Origin of the sequence: Pectobacterium sp. CHL-2024, assembly GCF_044751765.1 — a bacterium.
Classification (GTDB): Bacteria; Pseudomonadota; Gammaproteobacteria; order Enterobacterales; family Enterobacteriaceae; genus Pectobacterium; species Pectobacterium brasiliense.
The window spans coordinates 59,247-76,160 of record NZ_JBIXKO010000001.1 but is presented as its reverse complement, the minus strand read 5'-3'; the positions used below and the strand labels follow the sequence as shown (position 1 = coordinate 76,160).

Below are 16,914 nucleotides of genomic sequence, written 5' to 3'. Positions count from 1 at the left end.
GCTGAGATCAAAAAACGGGTGCCATAAAGGCACCCGTTGGCAGGATTTACGCTCGCAGCGTAACGATATTTGACATCATCATCACGCCAGACGAAAGCATTACTCTTGATCGGCCTGCTGCGCTTTGTATTTGTCTGCAGTTTCTTTGATCAGCGGCTGCAGTTCACCGCGCTGAAACATTTCAACCACGATATCACAACCGCCAATCAGCTCACCATCAACCCACAGCTGTGGGAATGTCGGCCAGTTCGCGTATTTCGGCAGCTCAGCACGAATGTCTGGGTTCTGCAAAATATCAACATACGCAAAACGTTCGCCACAGGCAGACAACGCCTGAACAGTCTGTGCGGAAAAGCCGCAGCTTGGCAATTTCGGGGAGCCTTTCATGTACAGCAGAATCGGGTTTTCAGCAATTTGGCGCTGAATTTTTTCAATTGTCGGTGTCGTCATCTTCTTGCTTCCTTAATTCTATAGGATGGCTAACGTCCAAAACGCTAGCCATGAGCCGCCGTCAGAGATGCTACGACAGCGACATTGACTCAGTGATATTGTACCGATGCCACTAGCCACAAAAAAACGCCATTTTTTGTAGGGTTATTTTTTCCTGAATGCATTCATCATTGATGAAATCAACGCCAGAAAACGCTGATAAATCAATCGAAAAAATAACTATTAACGTTTTTTCACTATTCTGTATGAATAAAGCGACCGTGCCCACTTTTTTATGACGCCGTTTTCAGGAATACTGTGTGGATTGAGCGAGTTAAGGATTATGTTCGGTCACTGTTATTATGCGCTTATTTATTACCCTTTTTATATTATTTTTCAGTAATCTATCCCTGAACGTGGTTCAGGCTGCGCCGCATACCCCGCATTCTGCGCCGAAGAAAAGCGCCGTGGTAGAAACGAATAAGAAAAGCCGCCAAACAAAGGGTAATGCTAAATCACCGACGCCGATCAAAAGCAAAAAACCAGAACCTACCGCAGTCAGCAATAAAACCAAATCCCGCACCGCGAGCAAAGTGGCAGAAAAAAAGCCGTCACGGACGCAAAGCAGCACGCCAGCGCTAGTGAAAAAAAATCTTAAAAAGCTGAAGCCTGAAGAAGAGAAACAAACCACCGCACAAGCCAGAGTCAAAACCGGACTGAAGAAGACCGCACTCAAGGGGAAAGCGGATAAAAATCCAGCGCCGACAGAAAAAGGAATGGCGCTAAGTGCAGCACATAAAAAACGCTATCAGCATGCCAAAACGACCGCAATGAATAAGTTGATGAGCCAGATAGGTAAGCCTTACCACTGGGGCGGTTCGTCTCCCTTTACCGGATTCGACTGTAGCGGACTGGTTTATTACGCCTACAAAGATGTTGTTAAGATCCAAATCCCACGCACCGCAAACGAAATGTATCACCTGCGTGACGCCGCTCCGATTAAAAAGAGCGAGCTGGAAAGTGGCGATCTGGTCTTCTTCCGCATCAATAATCGTGGCGCAGCCGATCATGTCGGGGTTTATTTGGGTGAAGGGAAATTTATTCAGTCGCCGCGTACAGGCTCAGATATTCGTATCAGCAAGCTGAGTGAAGATTATTGGCAGGAACACTACGTTGGCGCACGCCGCGTGGTGACACCGCAGACGATTCGTTAAGAGACAGGTGTACGTAGTAGAGAAAAACGCTGTGAAGAAAAGTGATTCAGACACGTTTTATGTAACATCAACGTGTCTGAATACCTAACCCGCCCAGAGGCACCGTTCGGTTAGTTCAGCACCGCAATAAAACTAAACGCGATGATCACAGCCAACGAGCCAACAGTTGTCAGCAAAGACATCTTCAGATCTGTATCCATGAATTACTCCTTATTAACGAACGAATTTTATCTGAAAGCTTCATCTGAAAAGACACCACCGTTCACAGCCAAACCCGTTTAGGTAGTAAAAGCCACAAATAATAGGGTTATTACGATTCTTTCATAATTGTAGCGAAAAATCTCGGACGAATGCATCACTAATAGTATAAATTAGCCCTTTCACTTTCATGATAAATCGGACACAATCCGCTGTTTATGAAAGCGCTGCGTATCAGTCGAAAAACGTCAACCCAGATCCCTTCGGTATAACATTCGGCATTCTCCTTCTGAAATCCTGTTTTTTAGCTTAGAAGAAGAACATTAAACGTAGGCAAACGATTAACAATATACTTACGTCTGTAACAGGTAAGTTCAGGAGTCATTTTTAGATGGCAACGATTAAAGATGTGGCAAAACGTGCTGGCGTTTCCACCACAACCGTATCGCACGTGATCAATAAAACACGTTTCGTCGCCGAAGAGACTAAGGCAGCCGTCAGGGCGGCAATCAAAGAATTGCACTATTCGCCCAGCGCCGTCGCCCGCAGCCTCAAAGTTAATCACACCAAATCTATCGGTTTGCTGGCCACATCCAGCGAAGCCCCCTATTTCGCCGAGATCATTGAAGCCGTTGAAAACAGCTGCTATGCCAAAGGCTACACGCTGGTGCTGTGTAATTCGCATAACGACATTGGCAAACAGCGGGCCTATCTTTCCATGCTGGCGCAAAAACGCGTCGATGGCCTGTTGGTAATGTGCGCTGAATACCCACCAGAGCTGTTGTCGATGTTGGAAGATTATCGCAGCATTCCGATGGTCGTGATGGACTGGGGACAGATGCACAGCGATTTTACCGATACGATTATCGATAACGCCTTTGAAGGCGGTTATATGGCTGGTCGCTACCTGATTGAACGCGGCCATCGGGATATCGGCGCCATCCCCGGCACTCAAGAACGCAACACTGGCAGCGGGCGCTACCTCGGCTTTTTGAAAGCGTTGAAGGAAGCCGACATCACCGTACGCGACGAATGGGTGGTTCGGGGCGATTTCGAACCGGAATCCGGCTACAAAGCCATGCATCAGATCCTCGCACAGAAACAGCGTCCAACGGCCGTATTCTGCGGCGGCGATATTATGGCGATGGGGGCTATCTGTGCGGCTGACGAGCTGGGTCTGCGCGTGCCGCAGGATATTTCGGTGATCGGTTATGACAACGTGCGCCACGCACGTTTCTTTACGCCTGCCCTAACCACCATCCACCAACCAAAGGAGCGTCTGGGTCAGTCCGCTTTCGCAATGCTGCTGGATCGCATTACCAGTAAGCGGGAAGATGCACACGTCATTGAAGTGCACCCGACGTTGATTGAACGCCGCTCGGTTGCAGACGGCCCTTACCTCGACTATCGCCGCTAGCCGCAGCCATTCTGTACAGACGATTTTCTTATTCCTGCTGCTTCCCCTCTCTGCTTCAGCCAATTCTCTTCTATGCTGGCTGAAGCAGTTTTAAATTTAACACCGTGTTTCATTTTCTCTGGTGACAGCCGATATCTCGGCTGCGATAAGTGTTGTCCAGGTATGTTTTACGATACTTTTACATAAAGTTAAGGAGACATGATGGGTTTACCTTATACAGAAGAATGGGATCCTAATACCGCGCCCTGGTTCCACATCGTGCAAGACATGCTGGCCACCGCGGATATCACCATCAACGGCACTCGCCCTTTTGACATCCGCGTGACCAACCCCAATTTCTTTAAACGTATCCTGCGTGAGGGATCGCTGGGGCTGGGAGAAAGCTACATGGATGAATGGTGGGAGTGTGAACGGCTGGATATGTTTTCCCATCGCGTCCTGCGTGCGGGGTTGGAGGCCAGGTTGCCCCGCCGTCTGCACGACCTGACGCGCGTCGCCCTCTCCCGCGTCACGAATTTACAATCCCGTCGACGCGCTCAGGTTGTCGGTAAAGCGCATTACGATTTAGGTAACGACCTCTTTACCCTGATGCTGGATCCCTATATGCAATACTCCTGCGCCTATTGGAAACAGGCACAGACGCTGGAACAGGCGCAGGAAGATAAACTCGCCATGATCTGCGAAAAGCTCCAGTTAACATCAGGGATGACCCTGCTGGATATCGGCTGTGGCTGGGGCGGGTTGGCCGAATTCGCGGCACGCCACTACGGCGTCTCAGTGTACGGCATCACTATTTCCAGAGAGCAACAGGTGCTGGCACAGCGACGTTGTCAGAATCTGAACGTCACCATTGAATTACAGGATTACCGCGATCTCGATCGGCAATTCGATCGCGTGGTGTCAGTTGGCATGTTTGAACACGTCGGGCCACGCAACTATGACAATTATTTCCGCGTCGTGCGGCGTAATCTAAAACCCGATGGGCTGTTTCTGCTACATACCATCGGGGCCAATAAGACCAATCCGCACATCGATCCCTGGATTCATAAATACATCTTCCCCAACGGCTGTATTCCCTCCATACAGCATATTGCGCAGGCAAGTGAGCCTTATCTGGTGATGGAAGACTGGCATAATTTCGGTGCTGATTACGATCGTACCTTAATGGCCTGGCACACTCGCTTTCAGCAGAGCTGGCCACGGCTTTCCACACGCTACACCGCCCGCTTCCGCCGGATGTTCAGCTACTATCTTAACTTTTGTGCTGGGGCTTTCAGAGCAAGAGAACTTCAGCTCTGGCAGGTCTTGTTCAGCACGTATGGGGTCGACGGTGGATTGCGCGTTGCGCGCTGACAGCATTGTGTGTTGACAGAAAGTCGTGTGCTGACTGAAAAGAGAAACCGGACGGTAGCAACGCCGTCCGGTTTACCAGAATGTGTAACGTAGGAATTACTCTTCCTTGCCGAGTTCGCTCGCCTGCTTGCTAGCCAACACGCGCTCGACCGTATCGACCACGGCCTGTGTCTGCGGGTCGATTTCGATATTAATGCGATTGCCCAGACGCTTCTGTCCCAACGTGGTGCGGTTCAGCGTTTCTGGAATTAAATGCACGCAGAAACGTCCACGGGTCACTTCTCCTACCGTCAGGCTGATGCCATCAATCCCAACGAAGCCTTTATGCAGCACGTATTTCATCAGTTCTTCATCTGCCAGACGGAACCAAATCTGATGGTTATTCTCTGACACCTGAATCTTCACCACTTCCGCCGTACACATGATGTGGCCCGACATGACGTGTCCACCGATCTCATCACCGAATTTCGCGGCACGCTCGATATTCACGACATCACCTTCATGAATATCGCCCAGATTCGTTAACCGCAGCGTTTCCTTCATGAGATCAAAACTGACACGATCGCCGTCAATAGCGGTTACCGTCAGGCAGCAGCCGTTGTGCGCCACCGAAGCGCCGGGCACAAGCCCTGGCAACAGGTCGGGCGGGAGCTGGACAACGTGCGTGCGAAAGTTGGATTTTTCTTCAATCGACACCACCGGCGCGGTGCCCTGAACAATACCGGTAAACATGCGGTTTGCCTCTTAAAAACAAAGAAATGACGTTGTGCAGTGTGCCCGATATTCCGCGGAAAACCAAACCGGAATACAGTACGTCAGACGTTATCGAAACCGCAGCGTAACAAAAAGAATATATTCTCTTTCAAGCTGGTTTACTTTTATTAAGTCGTTACAATAACGTTCTCGTTTTATTCTTGACGTTTTTCATATCCAGATTATTCATCCCGCTAGCAAAATTAAGTCATTCAAGGAAGGTATCCGTGCAACAGTATCTGACAGAAGCGCGTAAATTATCGGCGCTTGCTGTTCCTGTCATTATTGCGCAAGTGTCCCAAACGTCGATGGGTGTGGTTGACACCATCATGGCCGGTGCTTATAGCGCCACCGATATGGCCGCCGTCGCCGTGGGAACCTCTATCTGGCTACCCGCCATTCTTTTTGGCCATGGCCTGCTGTTGGCGCTGACGCCCGTTGTCGCACAGCTCAACGGTTCCGGCCGACGCGATCGCATCTCTCATCAGGTGCGACAATCCTTCTTCCTCGCCGCCATCATTTCTGTGCTTACGATGCTGGTGCTGTATCAGGGGGAATACGCCATTAATCTGATGAGCGACAGTTCGCCCGAGCTGGCAGCGAAAGCCATCGGTTATCTGCATGCGCTGCTGTGGGGCGTTCCCGGCTATCTGTTCTATCAGGTTTTACGCTGCCAGTGTGAAGGATTATCCAAAACCTACCCCGGTATGATGATTGGATTCATCGGGCTGTTAATCAACATCCCGATCAACTACATCTTTATTCACGGTAAATTTGGCATGCCCGAACTGGGCGGCGTTGGCTGCGGCGTGGCTACCGCCTCGGTTTACTGGATCATGATGCTCTTGATGATGCTCTATACCCGACACGCTTCCTGGCTACGCGATATCCGCCTGCACCGTCCCGCATTCCGCCCGGACATTGCCGTGCTGAAGCGCCTCTTTGGCCTCGGTTTACCTATCGCGCTGGCATTACTTTTTGAAGTGACACTGTTTGCCGTGGTGGCGCTGTTGGTGTTGCCGCTGGGCGTCGTCGATGTGGCGGGTCACCAGATTGCTCTGAACTTCAGCTCGCTGATGTTCGTTCTTCCTCTCTCGGTTGGCGTTGCGACCACCATTCGCGTCGGACACCGCTTAGGGGAAGGTTCGGTTGAAAACGCCCGTATCGCCGCACACACCGGTATCATGGCCGGCGTGGCGTTAGCCAGTTGTACGGCTATTTTCACCACACTGCTGCGTGAACCTATCGCTCTGCTCTACAATCAGGATCCGCTGGTTGTGGCAATGGCTTCTCAGCTCATGCTGTTGGCTGCCGTTTATCAAATTTCCGACGCCGTTCAGGCGATCGGCAGTGGTGTTCTACGCGGTTATAAAGATACCCGGTCAATTTTCTATATTACGTTCACGGCGTACTGGGTCTTGGGCCTACCGAGCGGCTATCTGCTGGCGTTGACGGATATTATCGTGCCGCGCATGGGGCCTGCGGGCTTCTGGTGTGGTTTCATCATTGGCCTGACGGCAGCGGCCGTGATGATGGTGACGCGGATTCGTTTTCTCCAGCGCCAACCAGCCGCACGGATTTTAGCGCGCGCCGCCCGCTAGATAACGTTTCACCCTGTCTTCTACCCTAAATAATTCAAGTTGCGTGACAAAACGTTAGCGTTTTGAACAACGCAAAGCGTTGGCCCTTTAGGGCAAGGCCCATTTATGAGCCTTGTAACGCGGCAATCGAGCGAATCCCCAGGAGCTTACACAAGTAAGTGACTGGGGTGAGTAAGGGCAGCCAACGCACAAGCAGCTTGAAGAATGACGGGTATCGTCGAAAAAAACGACGGAATGGACACAACCCCAGCAATCGCACTGGCAAGAGCACAAAATTGCATTTTTCCTCTTGCCAGTTTTCGCCTCGCTCGCTACTATTCGCCTCGCTGTCAGACAGGCAGTTCGGTATCTCAATGCGTTCATAGCTCAGTTGGTTAGAGCACCACCTTGACATGGTGGGGGTCGTTGGTTCGAGTCCAATTGAACGCACCATTCCTTGTTTTCAAAATGTTTTATTTCCACTATTTCCTACTGAAAATAACCTACTCAATCCTCTGTTGAATCTGCATTGATTATCTTCTCGTAATCTCAATTTCGTTCCGTCTACATCCACGTTCGCTACATCTATTTGATCTGACTCAAAAGCAATGCACTGAATTTCAACAGGTTTGTATAGACACCTCGACGGTTATGATAGAATCCTTCCGCGAAAATGATATTAAAAGAGTAGATTGCAATGGATTGGTTACGTGATTACATACCGCTACTTCTCATTGGCGGTGGAATATGGGAAATTTTTCACGTCTATAACGGATTAAAGTCAGGCGTATTGGTTGAGAGAATTAATAGAAAAGACGTGACCTTTCATCGTGGTGAATTTTGTTTTAATTTTTGGATCGTCTTTCATATTATTTTTTCAATGGGAACGTTCGCCGTTAGCCTCTTTCTCATCAAAAAATATTTGCTCCTCCCTGACTGGCTGCACGTGTATGTCTCTCACTTTTATTCACTCTGACAACATCAGCGTCAGCAACGTCTCGATGTGACTTTGCATGGTGTCCACACTTATCACAGGTTATGTCACGCCAGATCGCTACTCTGGCGCAAAGGCAAGCGCTCCGCCACTCTTTCTACCCTGCTTAACCGTCTGGAAAAACAGGGCTCAACCCCACGTGCCACTTGAAGTATGAAGGGGATATACGACAGAGCGCCGCCGTTATTCCGCTTGTGATTCGATCACCACCACGCACTGCCCTGCGCGAACGGATGCGCCGGGCTGACAGCGGATCTCCCGCACCGTGCCGCGCTGCGACGAGACAATCGGGATCTCCATTTTCATGGATTCGAGGATCATCAGCGTTTCCCCCTCGGCTACCGTTTTACCGACCTCCGTCGTCACCTGCCAGAGATTACCGGAAATCGGGCTTTCTACGCCGACCTGTCCCGGCAGGATCGGTGCTTCGCTCGCCTCTTCAATCACAACCTCCACGCTATCCGTCACCGATTGACCGGCAATGCGCCAGCGCTCGCGCTCTGCCTCAAACGCAGCCCGCTGACGCACGCGGAATGTTTCGATCGCTTCCGCTTCCCGCGACAGGAAATCCTGATAGGCGTTTAGCGCCAGCTCGCTTTGCTCGATCCGTAGCGGGTAGCGCCCTAGCGGGAAATCCCGTCGGATCGATAACAACTCGTCGGCCGACACCGGATAAAAGCGAATTTGGTCAAAGAAACGCAGCAGCCACGGTTTACCGTCAAATGCGCCAACGCCGCGATAGCGATCCCACATTTGCAACGTGCGTCCGACAAACTGGTAGCCGCCAGGCCCTTCCATGCCGTAAACGCACAGATACGCGCCGCCGATGCCCACCGAGTTTTCCGCCGTCCAGGTACGCGCCGGGTTATATTTGGTGGTGACCAAACGGTGGCGCGGATCCAGCGGCGTTGCCACCGGTGCACCGAGGTAAACATCGCCCAGCCCCATCACCAAATAACTGGCGTCAAAGACCGTTCGGTAAACTTCATCAAGATTATCCAATTCGTTAATACGGCGGATAAATTCAAGGTTGCTCGGGCACCAGGGCGCATCGCTGCGTACCGTGGTCATGTATTTTTGGATCGCCAACTGGCAGGCGGGATCGTCCCAGGACAGCGGCAGATAAACCACTCGTGATGGCACTGTCAGATTCTGCTGGGTGCAAACGTCCTGCCATAGCGTGGACAGCACATCCAACAGGTGCTGTAACGAAAGCATTTCGGGGCGATAGTGCACCTGCAACGAGCGAATGCCGGGCGTCACGTCAATGATGCCATCGAGCGTCTGTTGCTCCAGCGCCAGCATCAGCGCATGGACACGAAAACGCAGCGCGACATCCAGTTCCGCCGCCCCCACTTCCAGCAGCAAATGGGTATCACCGGACAGCCGTGCAACCAGCCGTTTATCCTCCTCACCGGTATCCAACACCACCGGAGAAATAAGCGCGGCAGGCGACCACTCGACAGCGATCGGGGCAAGCTGTTCCACCTCTGCATGACGTGCCTGCGCCAATGCGCGCGCCGTCGGGAGATCGACAGGAATAAAGCGCACACGGTCACCCGCATTAAGCTGCCCTAGCGCCCACAGGTCGGCTTCGATTATCGTCACCGGACAGACGAATCCGCCCAGACTCGGGCCATCCGGCCCCAGAATAACCGGCATATCACCGGTGAAATCCACCGCGCCAATGGCATACGGGTTATCGTGAATATTCGAAGGATGCAATCCGGCCTCTCCGCCGCTGTCGCGCACCCACTCTGGCTTTGGCCCAATCAGACGGACGCCCGTCCGGCTGGAGTTAAAATGCACTTCCCACTCGGTGGTCAGGAACGTTTCCATATAGGCAGGCGTGAAATAGTCCGGTGCCGCATGCGGGCCGTAAATCACGCGCAGTTCGCGCACCGTAGACAACGTGGTGCGCAACGCGTCCGGCAGGCTGTCTCCAATACGTCGGTCAGCCAGCGGCGCAAGGTGCAAGACGTCACCCGCCCGCAGCGCCCTGCCCGCATGACCACCAAATTGCCCCAGCGTGAAGGTACTTTTACTGCCGAGATAGTCCGGCACATCAATACCGCCACGCAGGCAAAGATAGCTGCGAACCCCTTGTGCACTCGCCGTACCTAACCGCAGCGTGCCACCCGCCGGTATCGCAAATACGCGATCCATCGGCACAGGTTGACCGTCCAGCTCGATAGCGATAGCCGCACCGGTAACTGCCGCCACCGCGTCCGTATTAAAACGCAATGTCGGCCCGTTCATCGTGACTTCCAGCGCCGCCATTCCCGCCGGATTTCCCACCAGACGGTTGCCTAAACGCAGTGCCCGATCGTCCATCGGTCCCGATGGCGGCACGCCGACCGCCCAGTATCCGAGACGTCCGGGATAATCCTGTACGGTGGTCTGCGTACCGGCGCTTACCACTTCGCAGGTTGTCGCCTGGTAGACCAGCGCATCCAGACAGCGCGTCCACGGCTGACCGCTGGCAAACGGATCTGCCGCCAAAATCTGACGCAGATAGTCACGGTTGTGCTCCACACCGTAGAGTCGCGTGTCCGCCAGCGCCCGATCCAGCCCCGCCATCGCCTGTTCGCGGGTGGGCGCACAGGCGATGATCTTAGCCAGCATCGGGTCGAAAAACGGGGGAATCTCGCACCCGGCCGTCACCCAGGTATCGATACGCAGGCTCTGTCCTTCTGCGGCGGGGAACGCAACTTCCGTCAATAATCCCGGCGACGGCTGGAACTGTTTGCCCGGATCTTCCGCGTACAGACGTGCCTGAATCGCATGCCCCTGCGGCTTCAATCCGGCAGACAGCTCGCGCAGCGGTGGTAAATCCCCTGCGGCCAGTTCGATCATCCAGCGCACCAGATCCACGCCCCAGACCTGTTCCGTTACGCCGTGTTCCACCTGTAGGCGCGTATTGACTTCAAGAAAGTAAAAACGGTCCGTCGCGCTGTCATAAACGAATTCCACCGTTCCGGCGCTGCGGTAATTCACCGCCTGTGCCAGACTGATTGCCGCCGCGCACAGCGCATCGGCAACCCCGTCCGGCAGATTGGGCGCGGGCGTTTCTTCAATCACTTTCTGGTTACGACGCTGCACCGAGCAGTCCCGTACCCCCAGCGCCAACACCTCGCCCTGCCCATCGCCAAAAATCTGTACCTCCAGATGTCGGGCGCGTTCGATATATTTTTCGATGAATACACCCGCATCGCTGAAGTTGTTCTGCCCCAGACGTTTTACCGTTTCAAACGCGTCGGACAGTTCCGTGGCGCTATAGCAGACGCGCATCCCGATCCCACCGCCTCCGGCCGTGCTTTTAAGCATGACCGGATAGCCGATTGTTGCCGCCGCACCGAGGGCCGCATCAATATTTTCCAGCAGCTCGGTGCCTTCCAGCAGCGGTACGTTGTGCTGCTTCGCCAGCGCGCGCGCCGTGTGCTTTAAGCCAAATACCCGTAAATGCTGCGGCGTCGGCCCGACAAAGGCAATCTGCGCCGCTTCGCAGGCTTCGGCAAACGCCGCATTCTCAGACAGAAAACCATAGCCGGGATGAATGACCTGCGCGCCGCTGCGCTGCGCCGCAGAGAGAATTTTGTCTACATCCAGATAGGTGTGCGCCGCCGCGCCCTCTCCCAGGCTAATGGCTTCATCGGCATCCTGAATATGCAGGCTACTGATATCGGCATCAGAATAGACCGCGACGCCACGGACGTTCATCTCACGTAGCGAACGCAGAATACGGCACGCAATCGCGCCACGGTTGGCAATCAGAAGTTTGTCGAACATACGCTAGACTCATGCAAGGGCGGGTCGTCCCGCCAAAATGCGATCCGCATGATGGTCGTCCATCGCGGTAACGGTCAGGTACTGCTGAAACAGATAATGCTGAAACGGGCTATCGCGCCGGAATCATAGGGTTTTATCCGACTGGACACGATGCGGCGGCAGGTAATAGCGATTCGCCCTTGCCTCCAGCGCGCTCACCAGCCACGCTTTCACCCACTGCCAGCGCGTGCGTTTTTCACTATCCAGCGGCATCAGTTCCATATCAGCACCTCCGCTGGTGTTGGGTTCCAACCGTTGCACGGGTTATTCAACTGCGGACAGTTGGAAATCAGCACGATGACGTCCGTTTCGGCGCGCAGCTCCACGTATTTCCCCGGCGCGGAAATGCCGTCTTCAAAGGTCAGCCCACCTTCTGCCGTCACCGGCACATTCATGAAAAAGTTGATGTTCGCGCCGATGTCCTTTTTGTTCAGGCGGCCATCGTGCAGACAGGCACAGAGAAAGTTATCGCGGCAGCTATGCATGTAGCGTCGATCAAGCGCATAACGCACGGTGTTGCTCTCCTGCGCGCAGGCGCCGCCCAGCGTGTCATGGCGACCGCAGGTGTCGGCGACTATCGTCAGCAGCGGGTTACCAAGGTTGGAATACAGCACGCTGCCCGTCGTCAGGTAGACGCTATTCTGGCGACGCAGCGTGCGTTGCGGATCGTAGCGTTCACGTGGGTCATCGACGCGATAGAACAGCGTATCCACCGCCTGATTGCCTTCCAGATCCAACAGCCGCAGTGTTTGCCCCTGCTTGACCTCAAACAGATAGGGTTCTCCGGCAGGGATCACATGGCGGAATACCGCGTCCTCGGCCGTTTTATTGCTGGCAATTAACGTCATGTCCGGCCTCCTTACAGGCAAAAGCGTTCGGTATTGTGAAACGCGCGTGCATTTTGCTCACGGAACGCACGGCAGTACGCAGCGACATCCTCACCTTCCGCCCGGCTCCAGGTGAGTGCAATCGGGCGCGGTGCATACGTCGGGCTGGGATCCATCGGGTGTTGCAAGGCGGTCAGCACCACCAGCGTATCCATTGGTGCGTACAGCTCGATGTAGTCTCCCGCCTGAGAATGATTGGCGTGAAAGTGAAATTGCCCCTGCGCATCCACGGTGACTTTGCTGAACAGGTTGATCGTCATCAGCAGATCTTGCAGATTGAGGTTCCATTTCCCCATCTCGACCAGCAGGTTATCCATACCGTTACGGAAAAAACCGTTGCGCAATTCCTGATAGCGCCCCTGCCCGTATTTCTCCTGCACTTCCTGCGCATTGAGCACGCCGCCAAAGCTGTCGTGCCAGCCGCACGTGTCGGCAACAATCGCCGCCAGCACGCGTCCCATATCGGAATAGAGGCAGTGCCCGACCGTCAGCCTGGCAGTATGTTGCCCTTTCAGGGTATCCGGCAGGTTCAGGCGTTCGCTGGTCTGGTGGGCGTTGAACAGCAGCAGGCCCACATTGCCGCCGCCTTCCACATCTTCGATACGCAGAATCTGTCCACGCTTGAGGATGAAAGAGGTATGTCCTCCGCCCGGCACTATTTCTTCATCAAACGTCGTTCGGCCTGTCGATGTGTTTGTCGATGTCTGTATCGCTGTCATAACCGAAAGCTCCTTAAATAGGGGATGTCGCCACGCTGACTACAGGAGGCACCAGCGTAAGCGCACGCTGGCGTGTGGCAAGACGCTCCTGATTAAGCGGGATGTCATAGGTAATGCGTGCGCCATAGGCTTCCGGCGCATGCGGGTCGATGCGCACTTTGTCGAACACCAGCAAGCGCGTGCCAAGGTGGAAACCTTCTGGCAAATCGTGGGTGACCATAAAGACCGTTAAGCGGGTTTCCCGCCACAGCTCCAGCAGCAGCGTGTGCATATCGCCGCGAATACCGGGATCCAGCGCCCCGAACGGTTCATCGAGCAGCAGGATGCGCGGCTGGACAATAAACGCCTGAGCAATGGCAAGCCGCTGCTGCATGCCGCCGGAAAGCTGGTTAGGGTATTTGTGCATGTCGTGTCCCAGCCCGACGCGCTCCAGCATCCGCGCGGCATCATCTCGCGCCGCCTGTTTGCGCTGCCCAAACAGCCTGCCAAGCCAAGGGGAACGCGGTATCTCCAGCCCAATCACCACGTTTTCCAGCACGGTTAAATGTGGGAAAACCGAATAGCGTTGAAACACCACGCCGCGGCTGGCATCCGGTTCAGCGGGCAGCCGCTTCCCTTCGAGCCGCACTTCGCCACGGCTGGGCGTTTCCTGCCCCAGCAGCAGACGCAGAAAGGTGGATTTACCACAGCCGGATGCCCCGACCATCGTGCAGAACTCCCCTTCCTCAACGTTCAGGTTGAGCCGTTCCAGCACAACGTGGTCGCCGTATTCCTGCCAGATGTTATCGATCTCAATAAAACTCATGCTTTGCTTTCCTCTGACCACGGGAACACGCGGCGATGCAGCCAGCGCAGCGCCATATCCATGAGCCATGCCAGCAGCGTGATCCACACGACGTAAGGCAGAATCACATCCATCGCCAGATAGCGGCGTACCAGAAAGATGCGGTAACCGAGCCCTGCCGTTGCCGAAATCGCTTCGGCAGAAATCAGGAATAGCCACGCCGCGCCCAGCAGCAGCCGCAGTGAAATCAGCAGTCGCGACAGCAGCTGTGGCAGGATGACGCGCAGCACCACGACCCAACTGTTCGCTCCCAATGTCTGGGCTTTAATCAGCATTTCCTGCGGTATGTTGCGGGCGCGCTGTTCGAGATCGCGCGCCAGCATCGGCGTAACGCCAATCACGATCAGCATCACTTTCGAGAGTTCATCCAGCCCAAAGACGATGAAGAGAATGGGCAAAATCGCCAGCGGCGGGATCATCGACAGCACGGTCATCAGCGGCGAGAGCGGCGCGCGAAACAGCGGAAAAGCCCCAGCCGCAATCCCGAACAGCAGGCTCAACAGGCTGGCGATTCCCAGCCCCAGCGCGAGACGCACCAGACTGGCCTGCGTATCCAGCCAGAACAGGTAATCACCGCTGCGTTTGTCCTCGGTGAATGCCATGCGCTGAATCGCCTCGGCCATTTGCCCAAGACTCGGCAAGAGTTTGTCATTGGGGTTAGCCTCCAGCCGCAGCGCCGACCCGATGAGGTACAGCACCAGCAGCACGACAAACGGCAGCAGGACCAGCAACAGCCGTCCGCCCCGACTGGGGTAGCGATTGATCAAGCGCACGATAGTCTCTCCAGTTTGCGGGTCAGAGTTTGTTCTCTGCGGCCAGACGCACGAAGGTGTCGTCAAAGCGCAGTTTCACATTGGCGCTGTCACCCTGTGTTACCTGTCCAGGGAACGTCATACCAATAAAATCCGCGCTCTGTGCGCCAGTGCCGAGCAGCCCTTTATCGAAGGAGAAATCGGCCACTCGCTTCATGGTGTTAGGGAGGTCTGGGCTGGTCAGAAACGCCAGATTGTCCTGCGCGGAATAAAACAGATGGGTGTTTTTTAACTGCGCCTGATAGCCGGCTAAATCGGTACCGGAAGCGGCAGCCATGGACTCCAGCGCCGGTTTGTCGCCCGCTTTCATCAGCGCCATCATTTCAAACCAGGCACCGGCCAGCGCTTTGCCCAAAGCTGGGTTGTCCTGTAGCGTTTGCGTGTTCACGACCATCATGTCGATCAATTCGCCGGGAATCTGACCGGACTGGAAGACTTCCGTGGTGTCCGGCTGGCTTTTGATTGCGGAGAGCTGAGGGTTCCAGGCAACGGCAGCCTGCACGCTGCGGGTGGCAAAGGCGGCGACAATATCGGCATCCGACGTGTTAACGACGGTGACATCCCGCTCCCGCAATCCGGCCGTTTCCAGACCGCGTACCAGCAGGTAATGGGAGACGGAGAGTTCAGGCAGGTTAACCTTCATCCCGCGCAAATCGTTCAGCGTTTTCCCTTTGCCTTTAAGTACGATGCCATCGTTGCCTGCGGAGAAACTGCCGAGCAGCAGCGCCGTGGTATCCACACCGCCCGCCGCCGGAATCGTCAGGGCATCCATGTTGGTCATCGTGCAACCGTCAAACTGCCCAGCGGTGTATTGATTGATCGATTCGACGTAGTCGTTAAGCTGGGTGACCTTAATCTTGATGCCGTACTTGTCGGCCCATTTATCGATAATGCCCTGCGTGCCGATGAAGCCCCACGGCATCCATCCGGCATAGATCGTCCAGCACACGTTGAATTGCGTTTTAGGCGCAGCCTGAGAAGGGAGACTCAGCAGCGCTGAGAGACTGAGGACGCAAACGCCCAGTAAACGAGATAGGTTCATGCCAGACCTCCGGTTGAGTAGGAAAAAAGCGGGAACAGCGCGACACCATGGGTGTTGCTGTCTCCCGGGCTTTTGTCCCGCCGTGTAACCTCAACTGGAGGTCGCCAGCTCTCGGACCAGACATCCATAGGATATGGATCGGAACCCTAGCCAGCTATTCAGGTTGTTCAGCGCCATGCGTGGTGCTGTCCCGAATAGAGAAAAGCAAAAGGCGTGCCAGCACAGAAAGTGCCAGTCCGGCTGTCGTTTATAGGGAGCATGATGCGGTGAAGCACGCCGCTATCGCGCTATCTCGGTGCAGTAGCACAGCGAGTACGCCTCACGGCAGTGCAGCGGAAGTTGGCGGAAGCGGGGCTTAGTGTGCAGAACGGCTGGTCGCTATTTTTTCCAGCAGCGCACCAAACGTGGCTTGTTCTTCAGGGGATAGCGCCTGAAGCATCTGCGCCTCAATCTGCTTTTCCTGATGCAGAAAAACCTGCGTAAACGCGATGCCTTTATCGGACAAACTGAGCCACACGCTGCGACCGTCATCCGGGTTATCGATCTTGCGGACATAATCGCGTTTGACCAACTCCGCGACCATGCGGGTGATCTGTGCTTTATCCCGACAGACCCTTTTCGCCAGCGACTGAGGCGTAATGCGCCCTTCCATCGCGATGATCTTACATAAGCGGACGTGCACCACATCCAGACTAATGTCGTGCGCTTTCATCTGTTCCTGCATTTGCGCCTTATAGCTTTCCAGTAAGGCAAAAAGAGCTTTCATCATGCTTTATTGACTCAGTCAACCAATGATCATATAGTTGATTTTATCAACTATACATCGCAAGTTCAATTTACCGAG

15 protein-coding genes, 1 tRNA gene and 1 riboswitch are annotated in these 16,914 nt (G+C 54.3%); of the genes, 5 read left to right on the top strand and 11 right to left on the bottom strand.

All coding sequences use genetic code 11. The features are described 5' to 3' along the window. Positions 1 to 99 precede the first annotated feature (99 nt). Positions 100 to 450, bottom strand: a complete 351-nt coding sequence (locus ACIPUG_RS00355; RefSeq protein ID WP_010276591.1) for a Grx4 family monothiol glutaredoxin — start codon at positions 448 to 450, stop codon at positions 100 to 102. Positions 451 to 791: 341 nt separating this feature from the next. On the opposite strand from ACIPUG_RS00355, the gene ACIPUG_RS00350 reads away from it, so the two are divergent. Beyond that, positions 792 to 1,643 carry a C40 family peptidase gene (locus ACIPUG_RS00350; protein ID WP_039289002.1) on the top strand — a complete coding sequence of 284 codons (852 nt, stop codon included), beginning with the start codon at positions 792 to 794 and terminating at the stop codon, positions 1,641 to 1,643. Positions 1,644 to 1,753: 110 nt separating this feature from the next. Here ACIPUG_RS00350 and ACIPUG_RS00345 read toward each other — a convergent pair whose 3' ends face one another. Beyond that, positions 1,754 to 1,843 (bottom strand): YnhF family membrane protein, encoded by a 90-nt coding sequence (locus ACIPUG_RS00345; protein ID WP_014915740.1) that lies wholly within the window; start codon positions 1,841 to 1,843, stop codon positions 1,754 to 1,756. A gap of 389 nt (positions 1,844 to 2,232) precedes the next feature. Here ACIPUG_RS00345 and purR point away from each other — a divergent pair, with 389 nt between their 5' ends. Both purR and cfa read left to right on the top strand, forming a co-directional pair. Beyond that, a complete protein-coding gene (gene purR, locus ACIPUG_RS00340; protein WP_010276588.1) occupies positions 2,233 to 3,258 on the top strand; it encodes an HTH-type transcriptional repressor PurR in 1,026 nt (341 codons plus the stop codon). Positions 3,259 to 3,459: 201 nt separating this feature from the next. Further along, on the top strand, positions 3,460 to 4,611 hold the full coding sequence (gene cfa / locus ACIPUG_RS00335) for a cyclopropane fatty acyl phospholipid synthase (protein ID WP_400336831.1): 1,152 nt from the start codon (positions 3,460 to 3,462) through the stop codon (positions 4,609 to 4,611). A gap of 96 nt (positions 4,612 to 4,707) precedes the next feature. Here the strand turns inward: cfa and ACIPUG_RS00330 are convergent, their stop codons facing one another. After that, positions 4,708 to 5,343 carry a riboflavin synthase subunit alpha gene (locus ACIPUG_RS00330; protein ID WP_379059177.1) on the bottom strand — a complete coding sequence of 212 codons (636 nt, stop codon included), beginning with the start codon at positions 5,341 to 5,343 and terminating at the stop codon, positions 4,708 to 4,710. A 248-nt stretch (positions 5,344 to 5,591) separates the two neighbouring features. On the opposite strand from ACIPUG_RS00330, the gene ACIPUG_RS00325 reads away from it, so the two are divergent. Both ACIPUG_RS00325 and ACIPUG_RS00320 read left to right on the top strand, forming a co-directional pair. Then, positions 5,592 to 6,965 carry an MATE family efflux transporter gene (locus ACIPUG_RS00325; RefSeq protein WP_094370974.1) on the top strand — a complete coding sequence of 458 codons (1,374 nt, stop codon included), beginning with the start codon at positions 5,592 to 5,594 and terminating at the stop codon, positions 6,963 to 6,965. 355 nt (positions 6,966 to 7,320) lie between these two features. Further along, a tRNA-Val gene (locus tag ACIPUG_RS00320) sits at positions 7,321 to 7,397 on the top strand. A gap of 724 nt (positions 7,398 to 8,121) precedes the next feature. On the opposite strand, the gene uca is transcribed toward ACIPUG_RS00320, so the two are convergent. From uca to ACIPUG_RS00280, 8 genes are all read right to left on the bottom strand, one after another. Next, on the bottom strand, positions 8,122 to 11,727 hold the full coding sequence (gene uca / locus ACIPUG_RS00315; RefSeq protein ID WP_400336828.1) for an urea carboxylase: 3,606 nt from the start codon (positions 11,725 to 11,727) through the stop codon (positions 8,122 to 8,124). A gap of 123 nt (positions 11,728 to 11,850) precedes the next feature. Further along, positions 11,851 to 11,988, bottom strand: coding sequence for a hypothetical protein (locus ACIPUG_RS00310; RefSeq protein WP_400336826.1), 138 nt, complete (start codon positions 11,986 to 11,988; stop codon positions 11,851 to 11,853). After that, positions 11,979 to 12,614, bottom strand: a complete 636-nt coding sequence (locus ACIPUG_RS00305) for an urea amidolyase associated protein UAAP2 (RefSeq protein WP_039467800.1) — start codon at positions 12,612 to 12,614, stop codon at positions 11,979 to 11,981. The genes ACIPUG_RS00310 and ACIPUG_RS00305 overlap by 10 nt, the downstream gene beginning before the upstream one ends. A gap of 11 nt (positions 12,615 to 12,625) precedes the next feature. Further along, positions 12,626 to 13,372 carry an urea amidolyase associated protein UAAP1 gene (locus ACIPUG_RS00300; protein WP_400336824.1) on the bottom strand — a complete coding sequence of 249 codons (747 nt, stop codon included), beginning with the start codon at positions 13,370 to 13,372 and terminating at the stop codon, positions 12,626 to 12,628. Positions 13,373 to 13,385: 13 nt separating this feature from the next. After that, positions 13,386 to 14,177 (bottom strand): ABC transporter ATP-binding protein, encoded by a 792-nt coding sequence (locus tag ACIPUG_RS00295; RefSeq protein WP_400336822.1) that lies wholly within the window; start codon positions 14,175 to 14,177, stop codon positions 13,386 to 13,388. After that, complete coding sequence (locus ACIPUG_RS00290; RefSeq protein ID WP_039498854.1) at positions 14,174 to 14,989, bottom strand: ABC transporter permease; 816 nt, start codon at positions 14,987 to 14,989, stop codon at positions 14,174 to 14,176. Before ACIPUG_RS00290 ends, ACIPUG_RS00295 begins: the two co-directional genes overlap by 4 nt. A gap of 22 nt (positions 14,990 to 15,011) precedes the next feature. Next, positions 15,012 to 16,070: a putative urea ABC transporter substrate-binding protein gene (locus ACIPUG_RS00285; RefSeq protein WP_400336821.1), complete on the bottom strand. Its 1,059-nt coding sequence runs from the start codon at positions 16,068 to 16,070 to the stop codon at positions 15,012 to 15,014. A gap of 59 nt (positions 16,071 to 16,129) precedes the next feature. Next, a riboswitch (guanidine-I (ykkC/yxkD leader) is annotated at positions 16,130 to 16,231 on the bottom strand. 194 nt (positions 16,232 to 16,425) lie between these two features. Next, positions 16,426 to 16,839 (bottom strand): MarR family winged helix-turn-helix transcriptional regulator, encoded by a 414-nt coding sequence (locus tag ACIPUG_RS00280; protein WP_249647782.1) that lies wholly within the window; start codon positions 16,837 to 16,839, stop codon positions 16,426 to 16,428. Positions 16,840 to 16,914 lie beyond the last annotated feature (75 nt).